Annotated in this window: 14 protein-coding genes; 1 reads left to right on the forward strand and 13 read right to left on the reverse strand. The window is 64.2% G+C overall.

Features of this window, described 5'->3' with window-relative positions; genetic code table 11:
• Together C2L65_RS34125 and C2L65_RS34130 are read right to left on the reverse strand one after the other, a co-directional pair.
• A complete protein-coding gene (locus C2L65_RS34125) occupies positions 1-8,859 on the reverse strand; it encodes a two-partner secretion domain-containing protein (RefSeq protein ID WP_156132350.1) in 8,859 nt (2,952 codons plus the stop codon).
• A 185-nt stretch (positions 8,860-9,044) separates the two neighbouring features.
• Positions 9,045-11,387, reverse strand: coding sequence for a TonB-dependent receptor (locus tag C2L65_RS34130; protein WP_042311794.1), 2,343 nt, complete (start codon positions 11,385-11,387; stop codon positions 9,045-9,047).
• Positions 11,388-11,799: 412 nt separating this feature from the next.
• Between C2L65_RS34130 and C2L65_RS34135 the strand changes: the two genes are divergently transcribed.
• Entirely contained in the window at positions 11,800-12,747 is a 948-nt protein-coding gene (locus C2L65_RS34135; RefSeq protein ID WP_042311837.1) for a histidine kinase, read from the forward strand.
• Here C2L65_RS34135 and C2L65_RS34140 read toward each other — a convergent pair.
• The 11 genes from C2L65_RS34140 to C2L65_RS34190 all read right to left on the reverse strand — a co-directional run bounded on the left by C2L65_RS34140 (position 12,687) and on the right by C2L65_RS34190 (position 23,225).
• Positions 12,687-13,403 carry a response regulator transcription factor gene (locus tag C2L65_RS34140; RefSeq protein WP_042311796.1) on the reverse strand — a complete coding sequence of 239 codons (717 nt, stop codon included), beginning with the start codon at positions 13,401-13,403 and terminating at the stop codon, positions 12,687-12,689. The two genes, C2L65_RS34135 and C2L65_RS34140, sit on opposite strands and share 61 nt — an antisense overlap.
• The gene (pqqE, locus tag C2L65_RS34145) at positions 13,400-14,617 is read right to left on the reverse strand and encodes a pyrroloquinoline quinone biosynthesis protein PqqE (RefSeq protein WP_042311839.1); all 1,218 of its coding nucleotides are present in this window, start codon (positions 14,615-14,617) and stop codon (positions 13,400-13,402) included. Before pqqE ends, C2L65_RS34140 begins: the two co-directional genes overlap by 4 nt.
• Before the next feature lie 4 nt (positions 14,618-14,621).
• The gene (gene pqqD / locus C2L65_RS34150; protein ID WP_042311798.1) at positions 14,622-14,906 is read right to left on the reverse strand and encodes a pyrroloquinoline quinone biosynthesis peptide chaperone PqqD; all 285 of its coding nucleotides are present in this window, start codon (positions 14,904-14,906) and stop codon (positions 14,622-14,624) included.
• Complete coding sequence (gene pqqC / locus C2L65_RS34155) at positions 14,903-15,610, reverse strand: pyrroloquinoline-quinone synthase PqqC (RefSeq protein ID WP_042311841.1); 708 nt, start codon at positions 15,608-15,610, stop codon at positions 14,903-14,905. The genes pqqD and pqqC overlap by 4 nt, the downstream gene beginning before the upstream one ends.
• A 51-nt stretch (positions 15,611-15,661) precedes the next feature.
• Positions 15,662-16,582, reverse strand: a complete 921-nt coding sequence (pqqB, locus tag C2L65_RS34160) for a pyrroloquinoline quinone biosynthesis protein PqqB (RefSeq protein WP_042311802.1) — start codon at positions 16,580-16,582, stop codon at positions 15,662-15,664.
• A gap of 70 nt (positions 16,583-16,652) precedes the next feature.
• Complete coding sequence (locus C2L65_RS34165; RefSeq protein WP_042311842.1) at positions 16,653-17,219, reverse strand: cytochrome b; 567 nt, start codon at positions 17,217-17,219, stop codon at positions 16,653-16,655.
• 14 nt (positions 17,220-17,233) lie between these two features.
• Positions 17,234-18,103: a formylmethanofuran dehydrogenase subunit C gene (locus tag C2L65_RS34170; RefSeq protein WP_042311804.1), complete on the reverse strand. Its 870-nt coding sequence runs from the start codon at positions 18,101-18,103 to the stop codon at positions 17,234-17,236.
• Positions 18,100-19,056 (reverse strand): formylmethanofuran--tetrahydromethanopterin N-formyltransferase, encoded by a 957-nt coding sequence (fhcD, locus tag C2L65_RS34175; RefSeq protein ID WP_042311805.1) that lies wholly within the window; start codon positions 19,054-19,056, stop codon positions 18,100-18,102. Before fhcD ends, C2L65_RS34170 begins: the two co-directional genes overlap by 4 nt.
• Positions 19,057-19,069: 13 nt before the next feature.
• Positions 19,070-20,770, reverse strand: coding sequence for a formylmethanofuran dehydrogenase subunit A (locus tag C2L65_RS34180; protein ID WP_042311807.1), 1,701 nt, complete (start codon positions 20,768-20,770; stop codon positions 19,070-19,072).
• The gene (locus C2L65_RS34185) at positions 20,767-22,155 is read right to left on the reverse strand and encodes a molybdopterin-binding domain-containing protein (protein WP_042311845.1); all 1,389 of its coding nucleotides are present in this window, start codon (positions 22,153-22,155) and stop codon (positions 20,767-20,769) included. The genes C2L65_RS34180 and C2L65_RS34185 overlap by 4 nt, the downstream gene beginning before the upstream one ends.
• Before the next feature lie 293 nt (positions 22,156-22,448).
• Positions 22,449-23,225, reverse strand: coding sequence for a HisA/HisF-related TIM barrel protein (locus C2L65_RS34190; RefSeq protein WP_042311809.1), 777 nt, complete (start codon positions 23,223-23,225; stop codon positions 22,449-22,451).

Consider the following 23,225-nt stretch of genomic DNA (forward strand, 5'->3'; position numbering starts at 1 on the left):
TCACTTGCCGGGAAATTTGAACTTAGCAACATTGCCATTGTTGATGTTTCTAACCGCTGCGCTGTTGATTTCAACGGTCGCCGTAGTTGTCGCCGTTGCTGTAGAGGCCTGTCCCGCAGGTCGATAAGTAATGGCTGTTCCGTCGGGCATGATAGCAACCCAGCTTCCTTCGCCCGTAATGTTATTCACGACCTTGACCGGCGTCTGACCGTTGAACGCCGCCTTTGCAAATTGCTCTGCTGTGGCGCTAGGGTTTCTGGTCGGCTCCATCGGGATCGGCGTACCCGTTCCGCCAATCCCGGCCGGTAACTTTCCGTCACCACCCAGGATCGAAGACGGAACTTTAGTGTTTGCCGGATCGGATTTCCCCGACTGATTTGTTGAGTTGCTCGCGCTCGACGCATCAGTACTACCGTCCCCGCTATTAAAAATAGCATTACCCGGCCCATACCCCGCAACGTTCTGCGCAGGGTTCAACGCCTGTACCGCAGGGTCCACGAGCACCGCCCCTGGACTCGCGGCAGGCGGCTCCCCGCCGCGCGCTCCGATCACGGCATTGGCCCCGTTCGCGGCCCCCTGCGCAATCAGGTCAGACGGCGACTCCGCCATCTTCGCCTTCGCGCCGCCTGTCATTAAACCGACGAACTGGTCGATACTGGAACTGATGCCATCGCCGAGCGCCTGGCGCACCCGCACGGCGTTGTTGTAGGTGTCCACAAGTTGCTGCGTCAGACCTGCCGCTTTCTTCTCAGCCGCGGCTTCGCCCGTGTCATGCCCCTGGTTGTACAGGTTCACGTTCGACGCCGTCGCCGCGCCCGCCGTACCGCCCACCAGTGCGCCACCAAGTCCCGACAGGATATTGCCCGCAATGTTGCCCGCCAGCGACGAACCCGTTGCGTCCGCCACGCTGCTGCCGAACGCTTTCGTCTGGTCGGCCATTTTCGACGCGAGTCCTGCCCCCATAGCACCCGCCGCTGCGCCGAACGCGCTACCACCGCCCAGCCCGCCAATCAGCGCGCCGCCCGCCGCCTGGAGTTCCGCGCGGCCGTTGCCGCCTTCCTTCCAGTTGTTGTAGTCGGCCATCGCCGCCGCTGCGCCATTCAGGTCGCCATTGTCGAGCGCCTTCTGTGCGGTATCGAGCGCCGCGTCGCGCTTCGCGTCGGCATAGGCGCCAATGCCTTGCGCCACGACCTGACCCGCCGCCTGCGCGGCCTGCATCGTGTCGGCCTGCTGGTCAAGGATATGGTTCACGTCGGGCGCTTTCGCTACCGTGCCGTTCGTGTTCGTCGTGTCGCGGCTCAGGCTCGCGACATCCTGCGTCTGATGCGCGCCATCCGTGACGTTGACCGCGCCCGCGCTCACGGCGCTGCGGGTAGTAGCGCTCTCGTCGCCGTGTTCGTTCTGCGTCATCATCGGGATGACACCGCCCGAACCACTGACCGAGCCGGGGCCGGTTGCCTTGCCCGTCGAGCCGATACCGCCGCCCGCGCTGAAACCGTTGCTCGTCGCGCTGTAGTGCGAGTGGTCTTCGATGTCGCTGAACGTCAGCGTGCCCGTCGTCAGCGCGTTCTTCGACGCGCCCGCGTCGCTCGCGATCACCGCACCCTTGAGGTCCGTGTTGCCCTTGACGTTGATCGCAAATCCGCCGTCGCCCGCCTGAATGCCAGCCTGTTCGTTCACGCCCGCATAGTTGCCATCCGCGTGGCCGTTCTGCGCACTGAAACTCGCGCTGCCGCCGCCCTGGCTGATGGTGAAGCCGCCTCCCGAACTGCTCTGATGCGCGGTGCTCACGGTCGTGTCCTGCACGCTCGCGATATTCAGGTTGCCGCCGATATCCGCCGACACCTGTTTGCCGTTCACGTTCGCGCCGACGATATTCGTGTCACCACCCGACACAATGGCCACGCTGTTCGCGCCATTGATGTGCGTGTTGTGCTGCATCGCCGCGTCGCTGTTCGCATCGCCGTGTGCGTTCGACATCGACGCCGATACGCCAAAGCCGCCGCCCAGGGTGTACTGCACGCCCACGCTCGCGCTGCTGGACTTGTTGGTGCTCCGCGTCGAATCCGTATCGGTCGTATTGACGAGATTGACCTGGTTCTTTGCCACGAGCATCACGTCGTTCGCATTCACGTTCGAACCGGCGATCGTGACATTGCCGCTTCCAGCCTGACCGTTAGCCGTCGCCACGAATGCCGCCGTGCCGCCCGTCCTGACGCTGGAACCACTGTTGATCGTCTGGTCCTCGCTGAATGTGCTCTTGCTCTTACTCGAACCGAACGAAAGCTGCACGCCTATGTCGGGCTTGCCGCCACCGGCGGCGGACATCGCCCCCGCGCCGACCATTGCCGCGTCGCCTGCGGCCGCAATGCTGTGCAGCGCGGCTGCGCGGTCGTTGTTGCCCGCGTCCCGGTTTGCGCTTTGCGTCTGCGATATCGCATTGTTGATCGCATCGCCCACGCTACCGGCCAGGCCGAGCGTGAAACCGCTCTTGCTGGTTTCGTGCGTTTCGTCGTGGTGTGTCGTGCCCGTGGCCGAATCAATCGTCACGTTCGCACCTGTTCCCGTGACGTTCTGCGCCGCGATAAGGTCGCTGCCTGTCACATGCAGATCCGCGCCTGCCTTCAGATTGACATTGCCGTCCGTACTGCCGACCAGACTCCCGTTGTTCGTCACCGAACTGTCGCGCGTCGTGTCTTTCTGGTCGACCTTGCCGTAGGAGATGGCAATGCCGCCCGAACTGCCGAGGCCGGTTTTGGTGGTCTCGTGGAAGTGGCTGGAATCGCTCGTGTCCTGCGACGTGTTGATCGTCAGGCTGTTCGCAGCGGACAGATTCACGTCGTTCGTCGCAGCGACCGTCGAGCCAGTAATCGTCATGTCGTGACCGGCCGCGCCTGTCACGGTATCACCCGATACAGTCGAGCCGTTTGCGATCACCTGATGTGAACTCGTCGTATCCGTGTCCTTCTGCTTCGACAGGAACCCGGAGTGCTCGTTATGCGACCAGCTTTGCGAGTCGTGTGTTTCGCTGACGCTGCCGACCGTCACGTCGCCCGTCGAGACGAGTTTGACACCGCCGCCGTTCGTGTCCGTCGCAACGGACGAGCCGAGCACCGAGAGGTTGCCCGTACTTTTCTGACCGGCTGCAAGCGTGATGTCGCCGCCCGCGCTGATGCTCGAACCCTGCACCTGTTCGTCATAGGCCGAGTTGGTCGACTGGCTCTTGCTGTTGCTCATCGACTGTTCATTGTGCGTATGAACGTCCTTCGCCGCCGTCACCGTCAGGTCGCCGCCAGCAACAACCGTCGCGTCTCCGCCTGCGCGTACCGTGGCATTCGTCAGCGTCGTATCGCGGCCCGATACCGTGGTGAGGTCGCCGCCCGCAACAATCGCGCTACCAAGATTCCGGGTCTGTTTGTCGTGCAGGAAATCCTGACCACCGAACCCGCTCGAATCCTTCGTCGCGGTGAGTTCGACCGTCCCGACATTCAGATCGCGGCCCGCTGCAATGGCCGCATTGCCGCCAGCCTGGACCTGCGCGCCATTGAGGTTCACGTCGCGACCGGCGATCACTGTCGCGCTGTTAGTCGCTGAAATCGCGCCGACAGCATCGACGGCCGTCCCGGTGGTGGTCCCGGCGTAGTTGCGGTTGGTGAAGGAGGTTGACACGCCATACGTCTGCGTCTCGTTGATGACATCGCGACCGGCCTGCACGACGACATCGGTCCCGCCAATGCGTCCACTCGTGTTGCGCACGTCCTGCACGGCGGCAACGGCCGTCGTACCCGCGCTGCCGATGATGCCGCTGTTCACGATGTTGTTACCGATGACCGTGGTCGCCACGTTGCTGACGATGTGTCCGCTGTTGTTCACGTCGCCGCTGGCGTTCAGATTCACCGCGTTGCCCGCAACGAGCGCGCCGCTGTGTGTCAGGTCAACCGTGCCGGACTGCGCGAGATACACCTGCGGCACGAGCACGCTTTGATGAGAGCCGTCCGGCAAGGTCACGTCCTGCGACACGAGCCAGACCATGTCAGTCGTGAGTTGCGCCATCTGCGCGGCCGACAGCGCAATGCCCGGTTCCAGCCCGAACGCCTTCGCATACGTGACGCCGCTGTTCATCAGCGCCGTGTATTCGTCGAGGTTGTCGGTGAAGCCGGCGAGGTACGTGCGGCCCGTCAGTTGCGTGACCTGGTTGCGGATCAGCGTGCTTTCATACAGCCCGTCGCCGAGACGCTTTTCCACCGTCGACGGGTCATAGCCCAACTGCTTGAGCAGGTAGTCGCTCGAAATGAAATTCGCGTACTGGGTGAAGCGCGGATCGGTTGCAATCAGGTACGTCGCACCGGGCGCGGTGTTGTACGTGTAGAGACCATTCACCGGCAGTTTCAGGTTCGGGATGCCGCCCGTCGCGCCGCCGACCGTCTGCGGCCGGTTCGACTGGCCGCTGACAGTCCCGGCCTGCGTGCCGTCCGCGCCGCCGCCCGTGACGCCGGAACCGGCCACTGTGTTCCCCTGACGGTCGACGGCGTTGATACTGATGGACTGTGCATCCGTCTGCACATTCGAGTTTGACGAGGCAATCGCGGGCAGGGTATCGACGGTCGTCGTGGATTGCGCAACGCCGTCATACGTGCCGTCTTTCCGGGACTGCGTGTCAGTGCTGCCGCCCGTTTTCTGGTGCCAGTAAAAGACCGATTCCGTAGTCGTCACAACTGCCTGCTGGAGCACCGTGCCCGTATCGGTGACACTGCCGCCATCCGCCCGACGCACGAGGTCGCCGCCTGCTGCCATCGTCGACGCCTGGTTATTGATGCTGCCGCCATTCGCGTTGATGCGGATCGCGCCCTGCGCCTGGATCTTCGCGACGTTGCCCGCGCTCACGAGCTGGTCGGTTGTCGTCGTAGTCTGCGTGGTGCGCGACTTCTCGACATAGTCATGGTTGCCGATGTCCCAACGGACCTGTAGCGGGTCGGGACGCATTTGCCTGTTCGGATCGAAGTCCGGCCAGAACGTGATCGACACCGTGCCGTCGCCGTTGTCCGTCAGGCTGTTGTACCACTGCGTCGTGTTCGTTGTGATGTCGCGCGCCACCACCGTGGCGCCCGACTGATAGTGATCGTAGATCGGCTGTGCGAGCGAAAACGTTTGTGCCTTCGTGTCCAGGTTCGTGACCTGTGAAGCGGGAATGGTCACGGTGATGGGGTTCGCCAGGGCATGGATAGTCTGGTCGGAAATCGCGCCAGCGCTCCAGTTCCATTGCGGGAAGTCCAGACTGTGGTAATTGCCGAACACGCCCACCGAAAGGTCGCTCCCGAGGTCAGCCGTCCAGAGTGTCAGTGTGGTCGATCCCGCGTCCTGCGGCGTGCCCGCCTGCGTGACGACGCCGGTTCTGATGTTGCTGACCGTGCGCGCGGCGATGTCGATATCGCCGTCCGCTTCGATGGTCGCGGCGCTGTTGGTGAGCGTGCCCGTCTGGTTGGCGAGCATGCCGGTACCGTCGCGCGTGCCGTCCCTTGCGATCTCCAGATTTCCCGCGCTGTAGATTGTTGCGCCGTCCGCGTTCGTCACCGAGTTTTGCGCGTAGACGCGCACACTGTTCGCGCCTGCGATGACTGCGGCCGCGCCGGTGTTCTGCACGTCGTTCGCGTTCACCGTCACGTTGTTGCCGATAACAGTGCCGGTATTGGCGAGCGTGGTGCTGTTTGTCGTGACGGTGTCGCCTTCAATGCGTCCCGCGTTGGTCAGCATCCCGTTCGCGTTGACCGTCGTATTCGACGAATTGATGGCTGCGCCCGCCGTGTTCACGACGTTCGCGCCCGTCGCGGTCAGCGCGCCATTGGCCGCGAGTGTGCCCGTGTTGGTCAGCGTGCCCGTGGCGTTCACGGTCATGGCGCCGTCCGCGTGAAGGTTGTTGCTCGCGCCGTTCGTGTAGTCGCCGTTGACGGCGAGCGCAAGGTTGCGGCCCGCGACCATGTCGCCGCCGCCCGAGAAGATGCCACTGGCCGACACGTCCCGGTTCGCGCGGATCGCGCCGCCCGCGTTCGACAGCGACGCGACATTGACCGATACGTCCAGCCCGCCGAGGATCGCGCCGCCTTCGTTAATGACGGCCGCACCCGCCTGATTGAGGTTCAACTCTCTGCCGCCGTAAAGCGTGCCGCCCGCGTTGTTCACGCGCTGCGTGACGTTCAGGTTCGCAGCGCCGCCCGCGACGAGGGTCGCGCCCGCGTCGTTCGCCACGATCTGCGCGTTCACGGTCACGTCGCCATTGCCGCCAAGCGTGCCGCCTGTGTTGGTAACGTTCGACGCCGTCACGGTCGTCTCGCCGTCGCCCGCATTGGTCAGTTTGCCGCCCGTGTTATCGACGTTTGCCGCCGACACGTTCACCGCGCCGTGCGCGCCGTTTGCTGCGATCGTGCCTTGTGCGTTCGACAGCGCACCGCCCGCCGTCACGGACAGGTCGCCCGCCGACTGCGCCGAGCCGCCCGTATTGTCGATGTCGCCCTGAGTTGAGACGGTTAGCCCGTTCCCTCCGTACAGCGTGCCTCGTCGGTTGACCATATCCGAGTCAGCATTTACCTGTGCGGTTTGTTGCGCCGTGAGCGTGCCGCCGCTGTTGTCCAGCTTCGCGCCCGCAACGTTCAACGCGCCGTTCGTCTGCACCTTGCCGCCAGCGTTCGACAGCGCGCCCGTTGCCTTGAGCTTGAGCATGCCCGCGCCCGCGTGCTGGAGCGTGCCGCCATCGTTCGTGATGGTGTTCGCGGTAACGGCCAGCGTGTTCGCGTTCGACGCAATCGTGCCGCCCGTGCTGTCGAGCGTGCCGCCCGCGCTGATGGTCTGATCGGCCGTGCCGTACTGCGTCAGCTTGCCGTTGCGATTGACGAGGTCGCTCGATGACGTGACGGCGAGTGCATTGCCGTCGATACTGCCGTTCGTGTTGTCGATGGACGAGGCCGCGACTGTTGTTGCCGAGCCTGACAGCGCGCCGCCCGCGTTACCAAGTGCGCCGCTTACTGATACGTTCAGCGTGCCGCCCGCCGTCACCGTACCGCTGTTGGTCAGATTCCACGCGCGCAATACCGCGTTGCGCAGCGCGTTCACCTTGCCCTGATTCGTGAAGATGGCCGCGCTCAACTGAACGTTGCCGTTGCCGCCGATCACGCCGCCGACACCATTCAGCAACGTGCCCGTCACATCGAGGTTCAGGCCGTCACCATTGAGTGACAGCATCTGTCCGCCCGTGTTGTCCAGCGACGCGCTGCCGATGGTCGCACCGCCCACCGACTGGAACACGCCCTGACGGTTGCCAAGTGCGCCCGGCGTGTTCACGCCGAGAGCAGAACCGGAAACAATCTGTCCGCCCGCATTCGAGACGCTCGCCGCCGATGCCTGAACCGAACCGCCCGACAGCTTGCCGCTGTCGTTGACAAGCGAGCCCGCTGCGTTGGCGTTGAGCGCGCCGCCCGCCGTCGTGGTCGCGCCCGACAGGTTCAGGTCGCCACTGTTCGCCGTCAGCGCGAGCGCGGCGTTGGCCGACGTGTTGCTGCCCGCGAGACTGACGACAGCCCCCTGAATCGTGGTATTGCCGCCGCCTTCGTTGCGTCCGGTTGCCGTGATCGCGCCGCTCGCGGAGACCGACAGGTCGCCCGAGTTCGCAATCGTGCCGTCGCCATTCACGCCCGCGCCGAGCGTGCCCGACGATGCGACGCTGCCTGCGTTGATGGTCGTGTTCTGCTGCGCGGCGAGTGTGCCGCTATTGGTGAGCGCGCCCGATGTGTTCGTACTGACGCTTTGCTGCGCGTAAGTCGTGCCGCTGTTGTCGATGCCATCGCGCGCGCTCGCCGTGATATTGCCGCTCGCGTTCGTCTGACCGGACAGTACCAGCCTGCCCTGGGTCGTCAGGATCAGGTCGCCCGCCTGTGCCGCCAGCACGCCCTTGTTCGACACGCCGACGCCATTCTCCGTACCGACGAGCACAATGCGATTTGCATACATGCCACCCAGGTTGCTCACGTCGATGGAGACACCCGGTGCGGTTCCGCTGCCTGCAATCGGCGTTGCAGCGAGCGTGCCGTAATCGACGCTGTTCGCGCCCGTCACGACGTTCAAGTTCTTTGCATAGATCGCGGCATTGGCCTGCACGGCGCGCGCGAGCAGATCGACCTGATCGACATTCGCCCCGTTGAACCCCGCGCCCTGCACGGTGATGTTCCCGCCCGACACGTTGAAACCCGCGAGCGATCCGTCGGCCGCGAAGTTGGGCGTGCCTGTGGTGAGGGTCGCGCGCGACGTGTTGATGAAACCGCCGCCGTCGACAAGCAACCCGTTCGGATTCGCGACGATAACCTGCGCGCTCTTGCCCGCGACTTCCAGATACCCGCGCAACTGCGAAGGCGAACTGCTGTTGACCTGATTGACGATGACGCGCGCCGCATCGTTTGGCCCGAAATTCGGATTGCCGTTGATGTAGCCCGCCTGCTGCGTGTTGACGATGGTCGGCGAGTTATTCAGGATCGCGCCGTTCTTCTGAACGTCGAACTGGTTGTAGGTGTTCATCGACACGCCCGAACCAGCGGGCTTGCTGATGTTGACCTGTGGAATACCGTTCCGTGTCGTGACAACGCCAGGCGCGTGCGTGCCGCCCGGTACGATCTGCGCGGACGCCATGATCGGCGAGAGAGCAAGCAGCGCGGACAGCGCAAGCTGTCGCAACGACAGACAAATCTCCAGCGCACCCGATGCGCGGCCCGTCGCGCGTGTTTCTCCTGCCTTGCCCGCTGCCGCGGCGGTTTCCTCGACGGCGACAAGCATTCCTCTGAACCGGCTAAATACGAGCCGATATGCCTTCTGATTCACTTTATTCGTTTTGCTTATTATTGGGGTCGTAAAAATACCGTGAATCCCGCCGAATATCCGTTGATAACTGTCAAGGTGAGAACGAAAACAACAGAACCAGGTAAATCAGTCTTATCTGATTGCGGGCGAAAAAAAGCCCGCTGGCAGCGGGCAGAAAAACCGGTAAGCAATCCAGCGAAACGCATTCACTTCCACGCATACCTCAACCCAACCCACACCCCACGCGGGGCGCCGATCCCAAGAAACTGCTCATTGGTGACGCCGCCCGGATCGAACGTATGGTTCGGTCCGTTGAAGAAGTTCTCACCGAGAATCGCAAAGTTCGCATAGTGTTTGTTCAGCAGATTCTTGACGGTCGCAAACACCTGAAGCTGCTTCGTCACGTTATACGTCGTGTCGAGATCGATCAGGAAATAGCCGGCAACCGTGCCATTCACATCCTGATTGTTCTCGTCGCCGCGCGCGTAGATGCTGCCGCGATACGTGAGGTTCGTGCCGATATTCCACGCCGCGAACGGCGTGTAGTCGATGCGCAGCTTCACCGTGTTCTGCGGAATGCCGGGAATATGGTCGCCGGGTTTCACGGTGATGTTGCCGTTCGCGTCCGCGCTCGAATTGCTCGCGCTGCTCTCGGTCCACGTCGACTGATAGGTCGCGTCGATATAGCTATAGCTCGCGCTCACGCCAACCGGACCATACTTCGTGCGGCCCGCGACTTCGAAGCCTTGCCGGCGCGTCTTGCCGACGTTCTGAAAGAAGCCGAGCGAGCTCGCCGCGCCGTTGCTGCTGATGAACTGGATATCGTCATCGAGCGTCGTGCGATACAGTGCGGCGCTCCACGTCGTATTGCTGCCGACGCGCCCGCGCGCGCCGATTTCGAACGTCTTCGAAATGACGGGCTTCAGCGACGGGTCCGCAATGAAGTCGTTCGGCAGCGAGCAGGGCGCATCCGGGTCCGCGCACGCCAGTTCGATCGATGTCGGCGAGCGCATGCCTTCGTTGTACGTGAAGTACGCGGTGAGCGTATCGGTCGGATTGTAAGTGATGCCGACAGCAGGATTGAAACGCGAGAACACATGACGTCCATCCAGTAGCGGCTGCACGCCGCTCTCGTCGCCGATCGTCGTGCGGGACCAGTTGTAGCGGCCCGCAAACGTCAACGCCCATTGTTCGGTGAACGAGAACGTGTCGGTGAAATAGACGCCGTAGGTTTCATTGCGCGTCTTCGCATCCGTCGTCGATACGAACGGACCAGTGCCGATCGTTGCGCGCGTGTCGGTGAACGTCGCGTCTTGCGAGGATTGCGTGAAGTGCGTGTTCGCCAGATCGGCGGCAACACCGAGCGTCAGTTCATTGCGCTTGCCGAACAGGTTCTGCAACAGCGCCAGTTGCAGGCTGCCGCCATAGCTCTGGGTGAACACTGTCGACTGCACGTTGGTGGCGGGCGGTGCATCGTCGGGGTCATCGGGATCGAAGTCGTCGTTCACGTTGCTGCTGACGTTCTTGTTGCGATAGTGGCGATAGTAGAGCGTGCCGCTCAACTGCACATTGGGCGTGAAATAGTGCTCGCCCGCAATCGTCAGATAGCCGACCGTGTTGTTGTTCTGATCGGGAAACGTGTACGCCTGTTTTCGGTTGTCGAGAAACGAGCGCGGAATCGTCTGCGAGCCGTCGAGTGTGTTGTCCGCGCCGCCGCCGGAGATCGACAGCGTCGTGTCGGCATCGTGATAGCGCAGCTTGCCGAAAGCCTGGCGCAAGCGGCTGCCGTTGTGATCGGCCCAGCCGTCGTCGTTGGCGGCGTTCGCGGTGAAGTAGTAGTCAAGGTTGCTGCCTATCACACCGCCTTGCTGGATCTGCGCGCTCTTGCGCCCAAACGACCCACCGCTGATCTCCGCTTCGCCCCCCGGCGAATTGCTGCCGTTCTTCGTCGTGATCGCGATCGCGCCGCCGAGCGTGTTGAGGCCGAAGGTCGGATTGGAGCCGGGAATCAGCTGGATCGAATCGATCGCGGCCTGCGGTATCAGGTCCCAGTTGACGACATCGCCGAACGGCTCGTTGATGCGCACGCCGTCCATGAACACCGACAGTCCCTGCGGCGTGCCGAGCAGCGGCGAAGCCGTGAAGCCGCGATAGCTGATGTCCATCTGCGACGGGTTGCCCTGCGCGTCGTTGATGTCGACGCTTTGCAGATTGGTCGCGAAGTAGTCGGTGAGCGTGTTCGGATGCTGCTGGTCGATCTCCCGGCCGCGGATCGTCTGCACGTTGGCGGGCACCAGTTCGATCGCGGTGCCGATGCCGATCAGCGGCGTGGTCCCGATCACGAGAATCGACGGCATTTCGGCTTCCTGCGTCGTGTTCTGCGCAGTCTGCTGCACGTCGGCGGGCGGTGTATCGGCGGGCGGCGGCGCGGCCTCCTGTGACCAGGCTGCCGCGCACAGACTGGCCAGCGCGCTGCTGAACATCAGTTGGAAAGCGCGCTTGCGAGGGTGCAGACGGACGCGTCGTGATTTGCGCCGTGAGGGTTTCATCGTTGTTGTCTCCAGCAGTTTGTTTTAGGCTTGTTTCGACGGCGCTTTCGCGAGCCGCGCATGCCTGTCTCTGTGTCGCTTCGCCGTTGATTGAAGCGTCGCATATCAAAGGCGCGTCATGCCCGGGAAGCTTTCCCGATTCTTTCGGGAGGCCTTCCCAAACCTGCAAAAAGCAACACAAAATGCACCCATTCGGTGAGTAGAATGAGTGACCGCTCCCATCGATACGCTCATGCCCGAAGCTCTCTCCTCAGCCAGACCGGCAGACCCCACGCCGGACCAGCGGCAAGCAGCAGACCGTCGCGCGGATGCATCGGGCGCGGCGGACCCCTCGCGCGCGCCGCAGCGGCCCGCGGCGGGTAAAAGCGCGGCCCGCGCCACAGAGTCGCGCTCGGTCGCGTGGCGCGACTTCATGTGCGTCGTCGTGCTGACGGTGATCGTCGGCGCGCTGTGCTCGACCTTCGATGTCTCCGAGATCGCATACCGCTGGAGCCGCCGCGCCGAGCGCTATCAGCTCGACGAGTTGCCCGTCACGCTGTTCGTGCTCGCGGCGGGGCTGGCCTGGTTCTCGTGGCGGCGCTATCGGGATTCGCAGAAGGAATTGCAGCGCCGCCGCGCGGCGGAAGAGGAAGCCGCGCGGCTGCTCGCCGAAAACCGGCGGCTCGCGAGCCAGGGCATCGAAGCGCAGGAGGCCGAGCGCCGTCATCTCGCGCGCGAACTGCATGACGAACTGGGGCAATACCTGAACGCGATCGCACTCGATGCCGCGCGGATTCGCGACCTGTCGACGCAAAACGACGAGGTGCATCGCGCGTCGCTCGCCGTGATGCAAAGCGCGGGCTTCGTGTATCGGCAGATTGGCGGGATGATCCGCAAGCTGCGGCCCATCGGCCTCGACGAACTTGGCCTGCCGAGCGCGCTCGAACATTGCGTCGAAGGCTGGCGCGAACGGCTGCCCGATGCGTCGTTCAAGCTGACCATCGAAGGCGACTTCGACGGCTTCACCGATGCGCTCAACATCACGCTCTACCGGTTCGTGCAGGAAGCGCTGACGAACGTGTCGAAGTTCGCGCGCGAATCGAATGTTGAAATTTATCTGGTGAGAGCGCCTGCCAGCCGCGAGCGGGTTGAAGAGATCGTCGTCACGGTCGCTGACGACGGCCCCGGAGTCGACCTGTCGAAGCCACGCATCGGGCTAGGGTTGATCGGCATGCGTGAGCGCGTTGAAGCGCTGGGCGGCGAGTTTCATGTTGCGAGCGAGCCAGCGCGAGGCTTTCTGCTGTGCGCGCGCGTACCGGCTCAGCTCGGGCTGCCAGAGCCGAGCGCTTCCATCGATCCCGCCGAACCGAAAAGCTCGTGAGGCGCGGCAAGCTCGGAGAACTGCAAACCGAGGCGCTGCGCGATCTGCACGAGTTGCACGCCGTTGTTCGCGCCGAACTTCTGCCGGATCGCGGACTGATGATTCGCGATCGTCTTCTGGCTCAGGCCGAGCCTTTCCGCGATCACGGGCAGCGTAAAGCCTTGCACGAGCAGGCGCAGCACTTCGAACTCGCGTGCGGAGAGCTGCCGTCCGGGCGGTCCTTCGCTGAACATCGTCCGTAGCGCGAGCGCGTGCGAGACATCGGCGCTCAGATAGCGCACGCGCCGCGCGACCGCGCGCACCGCTTCGACGAGCACATCGGGCGCGCTGGCTTTCGTCACATAGCCGCATGCGCCGGCATCGAAAGCGCGACGCACGAAGAGCGTCTCTTCATGTACGCTGAAAATCAGCACGCGCGCTTCCGGCTCTCTCGCGAGCATGCGCCGCATCGCTTCGATCCCGCTCGCGCCAGGCAACGCGAGATCCATCACGACGACATCCGGCTGCAACGCGCAAAAGCGCTGATAGGCCTGCGTCGCATCGGCGGCTTCGCCGGCGACGCGCACATCGGGGCTTAGTTCGAGCAGCCTTCGGTAGCCTTCGCGCACGACGGCATGATCGTCGACGAGAAGCACGGAAATAGCGGGCGTCGTCATGATCGCGTTCTCTCGGTGTGAGGCGTCGCTGTCATCTCGCGCGCGTCGGCGCTGAGGCGTTTCGAGTTCGCGTCGTTGCGGAACGTGACGGGCTGTTCGTTCGGCGCAAGCGTTGCCGGACGTTGGGCCGCATCGCGCACCACGCGCACGACCTGCTCGTGATGCGGAGACTTGTCGCAGACGGGATCGGCATTGGCGGCGTCGAGCGTCAACAGATACGCCTGGCACCGGCAGCCACCGAGGTCGTTGGTTTTTTCGTCGCAGCTTCGGCAAGGCTCCTTCATCCATTCGAAGCCGCGAAAGCGGTTGAACGCGTCGCTGTCGTACCAGATGTGCTCGAGCGGCGTGTCCTTCACGTTCGGAAACGTGAGGCCCGGCAGCGAGCGCGCGGAATGGCAGGGCAGTGCGGCGCCATCGGGCGCGACGCCGAGAAACACCGAGCCCCAGCCGTTCATGCAGCGCTTGGGCCGCGTTTCGAAGTAGTCGGGCACGACGAAGAAAATCTTGCAGCGGTTGCCGATCTCCTTCCGGTAGCGTTCGACCACAGCTTCCGCTTCTTGCAGCTGTTCGGCAGTCGGCATCAGTTGCGCGCGGTTCGCGTGCGCCCAGCCGTAGTACTGCGTGTTCGCAAGCTCCAGATATTCGGCGCCCATTGCCAGCGCCATGTCGATGATCTTGTCGACATGCGGCAGGTTGTAGCGATGCAGCACGCAGTTGAGCACCATAGGAAAGCCATGCGCCTTGATCGAGCGCGCGACGCGGTTCTTCAGATCGAAAGTGCGCGTGCTACTGAGGAAGTCGTTGAGTTCCTGGGTCGAGTCCTGAAACGACAATTGAATGTGGTCGAGCCCGTTGGCCTTCAGCGTGTCGAGACGCGCATCCGTTAGCCCGACACCCGATGTGATGAGGTTCGTATAAAAGCCGAGGCGGTGCGCTTCGGCGACGAGTTCTTCGAGATCGTCGCGCATCAGCGGCTCGCCGCCGGAGAAGCCGAGTTGTGCCGCGCCGAGCTTGCGGCCCTGCTGCAACACGTCGATCCATTGCGCGGTGCTCAGTTCGTTGCGATGGCTCGTGTAGTCGACGGGGTTGTAGCAGAACGCGCAATGCAGCGGGCAACGATACGTGAGTTCCGCCAGCAGCCATAACGGCGGACCCACGCCGTTGCGCGTGGCTTGCTGCGCGTGCTCCTGTGCGGGGGTCGAGAGATCGGTCATGCTGTTACTCCAGCCAGCCACGCGAGCGCGCGTGGTCGACGAAGGCTTCGACTTCCGGCGTCAGTCCCGTCGCATTGAACGCCGCTTCCAGCTCCGCGACGAGCGTCGGGATGTCGCGCGTGCCGTCGCAACGCAACAGGATTTGCGCGGCGCTCTGGTTCAGCTTGACCATGCCTTCGGGATACAGCAGCACATGCGCATCCTGTGCCGGTTCCCATTGCAGGCGAAACAGGCTGTTCAGTTTCGGGCCGCGTTTTTCCGTGTCTTGCGCGTTGTCTTGAGTGTTCATGCCGGGAACGCCTTTTCGATCGCGTCGAGCATCGTCCAGAGAATGTCGAGCTTGAATTGCAGAATGTCGAGCGCGCGTTCCTGCTGCTCGCGCGTGCGGAAATGGTCGAGCGTGACAGCGAGGCCATGCTCGACATCGCGTTGCGCGAGCGAGATGCGCGAACGGAAATACGCCAGGCCTTCGGGCTTGATCCACGGGTAATGCTCGGGCCACGTCGAAAGCCGGTCTTTGTGGATCTGCGGCGCGAAGATCTCCGTGAGCGACGAGCATACGGCTTCCTGCCACGGCGCACGTCGCGCGAAGTTCACATAGGCGTCGACAGCGAAGCGCACGCCAGGCACAACGTGTTCCAAAGACCACAATTCATCGCGCGACAAACCGACGGCATCGCCCAGCCGCGCCCACGTTTCGATGCCGCCTTCATCCTCGCCATAGCCGTCGTGATCGAGAATGCGCAGCACCCAGCGGCGGCGCGTTTCGCGATCAGGGCAATTCGACAGGACGGCGGCATCCTTCAGCGGAATGTTGATCTGGTAATAGAAACGGTTCGCGACCCAGCCGCGAATCTGCTCGCGCGAGCATCCGCCGCTGTTCATCTTCACGTTGAACGGGTGATGGATGTGATACGCCTGTCCCTTCGCGCGCAACTGCGCTTCGAATTCTTCTCGGGTCCATGCCGGGCCGATGTCGCCTTTGAAACTCATCGATCGCGTCTCCGTATCAGTGGTCTGCTTTTGCGTTTGCATCTGCGCGGCTCATAGCTCGAACAGCATCCCGTCGTGCGCGACTTCGATGCCGTGCTGCGCCAGCGCGCGCCGCTCGGGGCCGTCGTCGATCAGGATCGGGTTCGTGTTGTTGATATGTATTAGCACCTTTCGCGCATTCGGCCTATCGAGCGAATCCAGCACTTCGATCATGCCGCCCGGACCCGTTTGCGCGAGATGGCCCATGTCGGCGGCTGTCTTTTTCGACAGGCCGAGTTCGATCATCTCGTCGCTGGTCCACAGCGTGCCGTCGACGAGCAGCAAGTCGGCACTGCGCATCGCATCGCGGATGTGCGGCTCGAGCACGCCGAGGCCGGGCGCATAGAACACGCGCTTGCCCGAACCGGGCGCCGTGATCAGCAGGCCGATGTTGTCGCCACGCTGCGGCGCCGCGCGATGCGGCGAGTAGGGCGGCGCCTTGCTCGACAGCGGCAACGCCTCGATGCGCACGCCCGGCAAGGCGGCGATCTCGAACGGACCCGCATCGAGTGCAATGGTGTGGCGTTCGACGCCGCAGTAGTGCGACAGAATCGATACGACGGGAAAACCCGTCGACAGGTCTTGCCAGACGGCCTCCGTTGCATGCAGCGGCATCGGCGCGCTGTTTTCGCGCAGCATCAGCAGGCCGGTTACGTGATCGATCTGAGCGTCCATCAGCAACACGGCTGCGATACCTGTGTCGCGCGCGTGACGCGCGGGCTGCATTTCAGGGTTCGCAGCGATCTGCGCGAGGATATCGGGCGATGCGTTCACGAGCAGCCACGCAATGCCATCCACGCTCACCGCAATCGACGACTGCGTGCGCCGCCGCGCCGTGATCGTGCCCTTGCGCACACCATCACAATTGCGGCAGTTGCAGTTCCATTGCGGAAAGCCGCCGCCCGCCGACGAACCGAGCACCTTGACCTTCATTGTCCCCTTGCTCCCGAAAGAACTCGCAAAAACGCCCTTGAAACAGGCCTCAATTGATGAGCGTCGCGCATCACGGCAACATCCTGCGCAACAGTCCGTCGCGGTCGATCAACTGATGCTTCAGCGCGCCCGCCACGTGCAACGCAATCAACGCAATGAAGATCCATGCGGTGATCTCATGAATGGTGAACCAGAAATGGCGCAAGCCTTTGTCATCCCAGCCCCACTTCGGCAACAGCAGTCCCCAGAAACGCGTGCCGTAGGTGTTGAACGACGAGCCCAGATAGCCCGTCACCGGCATCACGATCATTGCAGCGTATAAAAGAACCTGCGTAGCGCTCGCGGCGGCGCGTTGCCACGCTCGCATCGGCGGCAACGGCGGCCTGCCGGATACCATGACAACTCCGATGCGCATCAGCACCAGCAGGAAAATCGTCAAGCCAAGCGACTTGTGAAAGTTGATCAACACGGCCTTGAACGGCAGGCCGCGCGGCAGTCCGACCATATAGAGGCCGATGCCGAGCATCGCGATGATGCAGACCGCGATCAGCCAATGCAGCACGATCAGCGCCGTCGGGAAGCGCTCGGGCCTCTCTCTGCCGCTGCGCGCGATATCGGTCGAGCGTGTCGCGTTCATGTCGGTTCCCTCGATCATTCGCCGGCGACGATCAGCAGTTCGCCGCGTCCATCGACTGCAAGATCGCCCGCGTAGCGCTGCGGCGGCGTGCGGGCGTCGAGTGCTGCGAAGGGCTTCAAGCACTGCGCTATGGCGGTGCTCGCGGCCGACGCCGCATCGCATTCGGCCTTGAGCGCTCGCGCGAACAGTGACCAGAACACGTCGAAGCCGCGGCCCCCCGTCGTGAACGTGGGCGGGATGCGTTCAGGCCGTTGCAACATCAACAGCGTGCCGCGCCGCAAGCCGTAACCATAGTGTGCGCCGACGCGGCCCGCAATGCCGATCGTCCCGGCAACGATCCGCGAGGCCGCGTAATCGCCCGCGTCGCCGCCTATCAGTAACGTGCCGCGCCGCATCCGGTCGCCAAGGCGTGCGCCTGCATTGCCCGCTACGATTAGCGTGCCGCCTGTCATGCCTTCCATGCCGCCGGGCAGTGCGCCTGCTGCGAAGTCGCCGCAATTGCCCGCTACGACGAGCGTTCCGCCGCGCATTTCGCAGCCTGCGAAATGGCCTGCGTCGCCGGCTATGTCGAGCGCGCCGCCCGTCATGCGCAAGCCTGCGTAATCGCCAGCGCTGCCGCTGATTCGTAGGCGGCCTGCGTCGAGTTGCGCGCCAAGCCGGTCCAGCCAGCTCGCGTCGCCTTCGATCACAAGACGCGCATCGTCGCCATTCGTATCGATGGCTACGTCGAACAGATCGCCGATTACGCAAGCTTCGTTGCCCGCAGGCAGCATCCGATGCGCAATCTCCGCGCCCGATAGCGCGGACAACGCGGACGGCAACAGTGGCGAGCCATCCACACGAAAACCCGGTGCGGCTTTCACGCGCAACGTGATCGTGCTCATGGCGCGCCGTCCGTGGTGTTTTTTGAGCGCTGCACAATGCGCGCGGCCAGTTCGCGCAGCTTGAAATGGTAGGGCCCGAGCTTGCCGCCATAGTTCCCGGCGGAAATGCGCACCACACCCTTGCCCGCAGCGGAGGCCGCCTCGATGCCCGCCGTCATCGCCGCGCCGACGTCCGCATCGGTCAGTCCGTCGATCACGATCTCCAGCACGCAGCCGGTTTGCGCGTCGAGTTCGCTGCGCTGCGACAAACCGGTGAGCGTCGGGCAGAACGCGTCGTTGGTCGACGCGACGGCGCCTTTGTATTTCGAGCCGATCTTCGATCCCGAGCGCACGACACCGCCCGGAAACGGCGTAATCACGTTCGCAAGCCGATGCATCGCGGCGACGGCGGCTTCCGCGCCCGCGAGCGCGCTGTCCAGATCGCGCGCAAGGAGCAACAGGTTGCCGCCACCGACGGCCTTGACCGTCTGCACCGATTCCTCGCAGACGAATTCGCCGTCCATCACGGGCACACGCCAATAGCGCACGCCGCCGAGCATTTTTGATATCTGCCAGCCGTCGCCGAAAAAACGCAGCGACCCGCCAAGCGGCGCGACATCGGACAGCGGCGCGCGCGTCGTCGCGGGATCGATGCCGTTGTAGACGGCCGTGGTCGGGCACGTCAGCACGCATTGCCCGACGCGCCGCGCGATCTGCTTCACCAGTTCCTTCGACGACACCGCGAAAATCAGCACCGAAATGCCGGGACGTCCATCGGGCGTCGCGTCGGCGGCGATCTCGTGCTCGATGCCCGCCTCGCAGCCGCAGTCGATCACCGACGTCGCGAAACCCGTCAGCGAATCCGCCGCCGCGCGCGCCCAGCGCGGCGTGTGCGCGGTGATGACGAGGCGCGTCGCCTTCATCGGGAAGGCTTCTGCGAAGGTGTCGTCGATCAGGGTGTCGTTGATCTGCATCGCGCGTTCGCCTTCATGCTCGCGCGAGGCACGCGACGGGCAACAGCCGTCCGCCGCGGCAGCATGCGCAAATTTCGTCGTCGCTGATCGCGGCGTGCGCGAAGTTCGTCGCCAGGTTCGCTTCGCTGTACTGGCGCAAGGTCTTTTCGATGCTCCTGTCGTAGTCGGGCGAAACGAAGTGAATGCCGCCCGTTGGCGTCGATACCAGGTTGCCGTCGCGCGCGACCAGTTCGCCGTCCTTGAACACATAAGTGGGCGACGTGAACATCCGCTCGCGGTCCGCGTCGTCGCGATACACGGCGATATCGGCGGCGGCGCCCGGCGCGAGATGGCCGCGATCCTTCAGGCCGAGCAGGCGTGCCGGGCCGGCGCGCGTGATGATCGCGATGTCATACAGCGAGAACTCGCGCGTCAGCTCCGGCAGCGCGCTCGCGATCTTCGCTTCCGGATGCAACCGGTCGATCTGCGCGTCGCGGAACGGCTTGTCCATCAGCAGGCGAATCAGATGCGGATAGCTCGTGAACGGCCCGCCGTTCGGATGATCCGTCGTCATCGACACGCGCCACGGGTCGTCCACCAGCAGGAAGATTTCGAGGCCGATGATCCATTGCAGCGCATTCACATAGCTTTGCTCGCGATAGCGGAACGGCACGATGCCGCATCCCGCATCGCATTCGATATCGCCGACGATCCACTTGTGCGGCCGCGCGAGCGGTGCGTTCTTGAACTGCATCATCGTGTCGCCAGAAGCGGTTACGGTTTGCCCGAAGATGATCTGCCCAACGTCGATCGATACATTGGGCCGCGCGTTGACAGCCTCGGCAATCGCACGCGCGCCCGACGAGAACTTGCGCGGGCCTTCCGTGCCGTAGCTATGAAACTGGATGTGCGTGAGATGAATGGGCAGGCCATCGGCGGCGTCCATCGTTGCGATCGTCGAGTCGATATTGCCCGGCACGCCCAGGTTGCTCGCATGCACGTGCAACGGATGCGGCACGCGCAACTCGGTCAACGCGCGCGTGAGCGTGCGCAACACGTCGCGCGGCGTGATGCCGTAATGCGCGTGCGCTTCGTCGACATCGAGCGAACGCTGGTTGAACTTGAACGCCGAGATGCCACCAGGATTGACCACCTTCACGCCGAGCGCGCGGCTCGCGTTCATCGTCCAGCCGACGTAGTCGCGCACGCGCTCGAAGTCGTCTTTCGCGGCGAGCATCTGCAGCAGCAGTTCGTCGTTGCCGAGCATCACGTAGGCGCCATGATCGATGATCGGCGTGTCGCCCATTTCCAGATGCGCGTGACGCGCGTTCGACGCGATCATCGCCGGCTCGAAGGCCGCTGTGTAGCCCATTTCCGCGTAACGATAGCCGGTGGCGAGCGTGCCCGGCGTGCAGACGCCGCACGACGGCATGCGCAGATAGCGGCCCCGTTCGTCCTGTACGGCTTCGTACGATGCATCGCACGGCGCGTCGTCGCGATGATCTTCGGGCAACAGCAGCCGCGACAGGTTCGTCTTGCCGCCGCCGATGTGCGAGTGCAGATCGATGCCGCCCGCCATCACGATCATGCCTTGCGCGTCGTAGTCGCGATCGACGGCGCCGCCCGCGGGCGCATCGACGATGCGGCCATCGCGGATATAGACGTCGCGCTGCTCGCCGTCGACGCCGTTCGCGGGATCGTAGACGCGGCCGCCTCTGAGTCGGGCGATGCTCATGCCGGGCTCCGTGTCTGCGCGGCGCGCGTCGCGAGCGCGTCGGCTAGATGCGTCGCGATGGATGCAACCGTTGGCAGCGCAACATGCCGCGCCGCATGCAGCGGCACGACGACGGACGTATCGACGCGAAACAGGTGGCCATCGCTGTCGATGCCGGGCGTCGCGACGGGAATGAAAATCGTCTTCGCGCTGCGCGTTTGCTGCGCGAGCGCGGAGCCGAGCGCAGGCGTGCCGAGCACGATCAAAGGCGTGTTCGCGTCTAGCGTCGACGGCGGCGGATGCGGGTCGAAGCTCGCCGTCCACAGCAACGCATCCGCTTCGCCCGCAGCGAGCAGACGTTCGGTGCGATAGCGATACGGATCGTGGTCGAGCGGCGGCGTGCCCGGTGGCCGGTCGGGCTTCGACACGCGCGTGCGCAAAGGAAAGCCCGACAGCCACGTGATCGTCTGGTTGACGCTTAGCACGCCGTCCGCGCCGCCGAGCGTCAGCACGCCCGCGCGGCTCGTGCGGTTGATCGCCTTGACGATCCGGTGCAGCGCTTCGATCAGCAGCGCTGCGTGCGGGTGAGGCAGCGCAGCCGGCTCGATCACGAACGCCGTGTAATGCGCTTCGGCGATGCGCGCCATCAACGAAGCGAGCGCCGTCGCGATGCCCGTGGCGTCATTGAGTGATTCGGGTTTGCGGCCTTCGGCAATCGCCGACCAGAGCGCGAGCACGTCGTGCGGCGAAGCGTCGGCGAGTATCGAAGCGGTGCGCGCGTCGCTGGCCTGACTGGCGGCGGGATCGGTGTCGCAACAGACGAAGCGGATTTCGCGCTGCATCGACGTGCCGCTCGCAATGCGCTCGTAAAAGCGCGGATGCCGGGCAGCAGGTTCGCATGAGAAAACCACCAGCAGATCGGCGCGCGAGCGCACTTCGGACAAGGTCGTGAAGAACGCGCCGCGATCCTGCAGCGCGAGCGTCGAGGCGCTCAGCGCGTCGCCATGCAGCGAATCGAGAATCGCGCCGCAGCCGGCAGCGAGCGCATAGAGCGCACGCGCGCCGGCGATATCCGTCGCACAGCCGCCGAAGAGCGGCCGGCGCGCCTGCGCGAGCACGGCGGCGGCTGCGTCGAGTGCGATATCGAGCGAGACAGGGCAGCCGTCGATGCCTGGCGAGCAGACGTTGTCGCTGGCGTCATAGCGGGTCAATGCCCCGGCGAGCCGCGCGCATTGCGTGTCGGGCGCGGCGAGCGTCTGAGCGCCGGAGAGATGGGCTTCGATGTCGTCGCACAGCAGCGGGCAGAACGGGCAGGTCCAGTCGTGGGTTGTCGATACGGATGGCAATGGCGCATCGGCGGCCGATGTCGCGTTGACATGCGTGACGGGGGACGTGGACTCGTGCATAAGACCCCGACCAGCAAGGTCCGTGCCGATTTCGCTGTTGCCGCGTGGCAGCCTTGCGCCAGCACGGTCGGCGGCATTTCGATGTGAGCGCGCGGCGAAACGACTCGCTGCGTCGAACGTGAACACCTCATGAGCGGCCCGACACGTCCCGCCGCGCGACAGGCCACGCGCAGAACAGTATGTGCTTCGCGCTGCAACAGTGTGTCACTTGAGGACAGTGCGCGGCCCACTGTGCATGCGAGCCGCGCCGTTGCTGCAGCGCGGATCGCGTGGCATGGATATTGTTTCGCGGATCAGGTCGCAGCGTCTGAGCGCGTCGCGTCTGGGGTGCGAAGCCTGCCGTCGTGAAGCGCCGATGCGATGAGCCATGCATGCGCGCCGCTGCGTGCCGCTGCATCGAGATCGTCGCGATGGCGGATGCCGCCCGCGCCAATGATCGAACGCTGGCCCGCCTGCGCCTGGATCAGGTTGAACGTATCGAGGTCAGGGCCGGCGTCGGCGCCGACCTGATCGAGCGTCATCACGATCACGCGCGACGGCCACGACGCAGGAGAGCGTAGTGCCTGCGCGAGTTCGGGGGCCGCGATCAGCTGACGGCCGCGATGATCGAGCGACAGGATGGGCGCGTAGCCGGCCGCTTCGGCTTCGCGCAGCGCGTCGAGCGAGTGCAGCGATTCGGAGCCGAACACGGGCACGATGCGCGCGTGTGCGGAGCCGGTCGAAGCGGCGATGCGCGACAGATGGGCAAGCATCGACGGGAAGTCGGCGAAGCCTGCGTCGAGCCAGATTTCGAACGGGCCGCTGTGTGGCCCGATATGCGCATGCGGATGCGCGAGGCTCGCGGCGAGCGCGGCCAGCGTCGACGGATGGGTTTCGCGCGACATGATCGCGCCGAGATCCGCGACGTATAGCGCAGGCGCGGCTGTCGCGGCGACGAGGGCACGCGCGACGGCAAGCGGTTCGCTCGTTGCGCACAGCGATGACTGGATGGGCCGATAGTTCGCGCGGTCGCCGCGTATCGCGCGCACCGCGTGGCCGTCGAGCAGATCGAGAACCGGGATCACCTGCAT

Source organism: Paraburkholderia terrae, assembly GCF_002902925.1.
Lineage (GTDB): Bacteria > Pseudomonadota > Gammaproteobacteria > Burkholderiales > Burkholderiaceae > Paraburkholderia > Paraburkholderia terrae.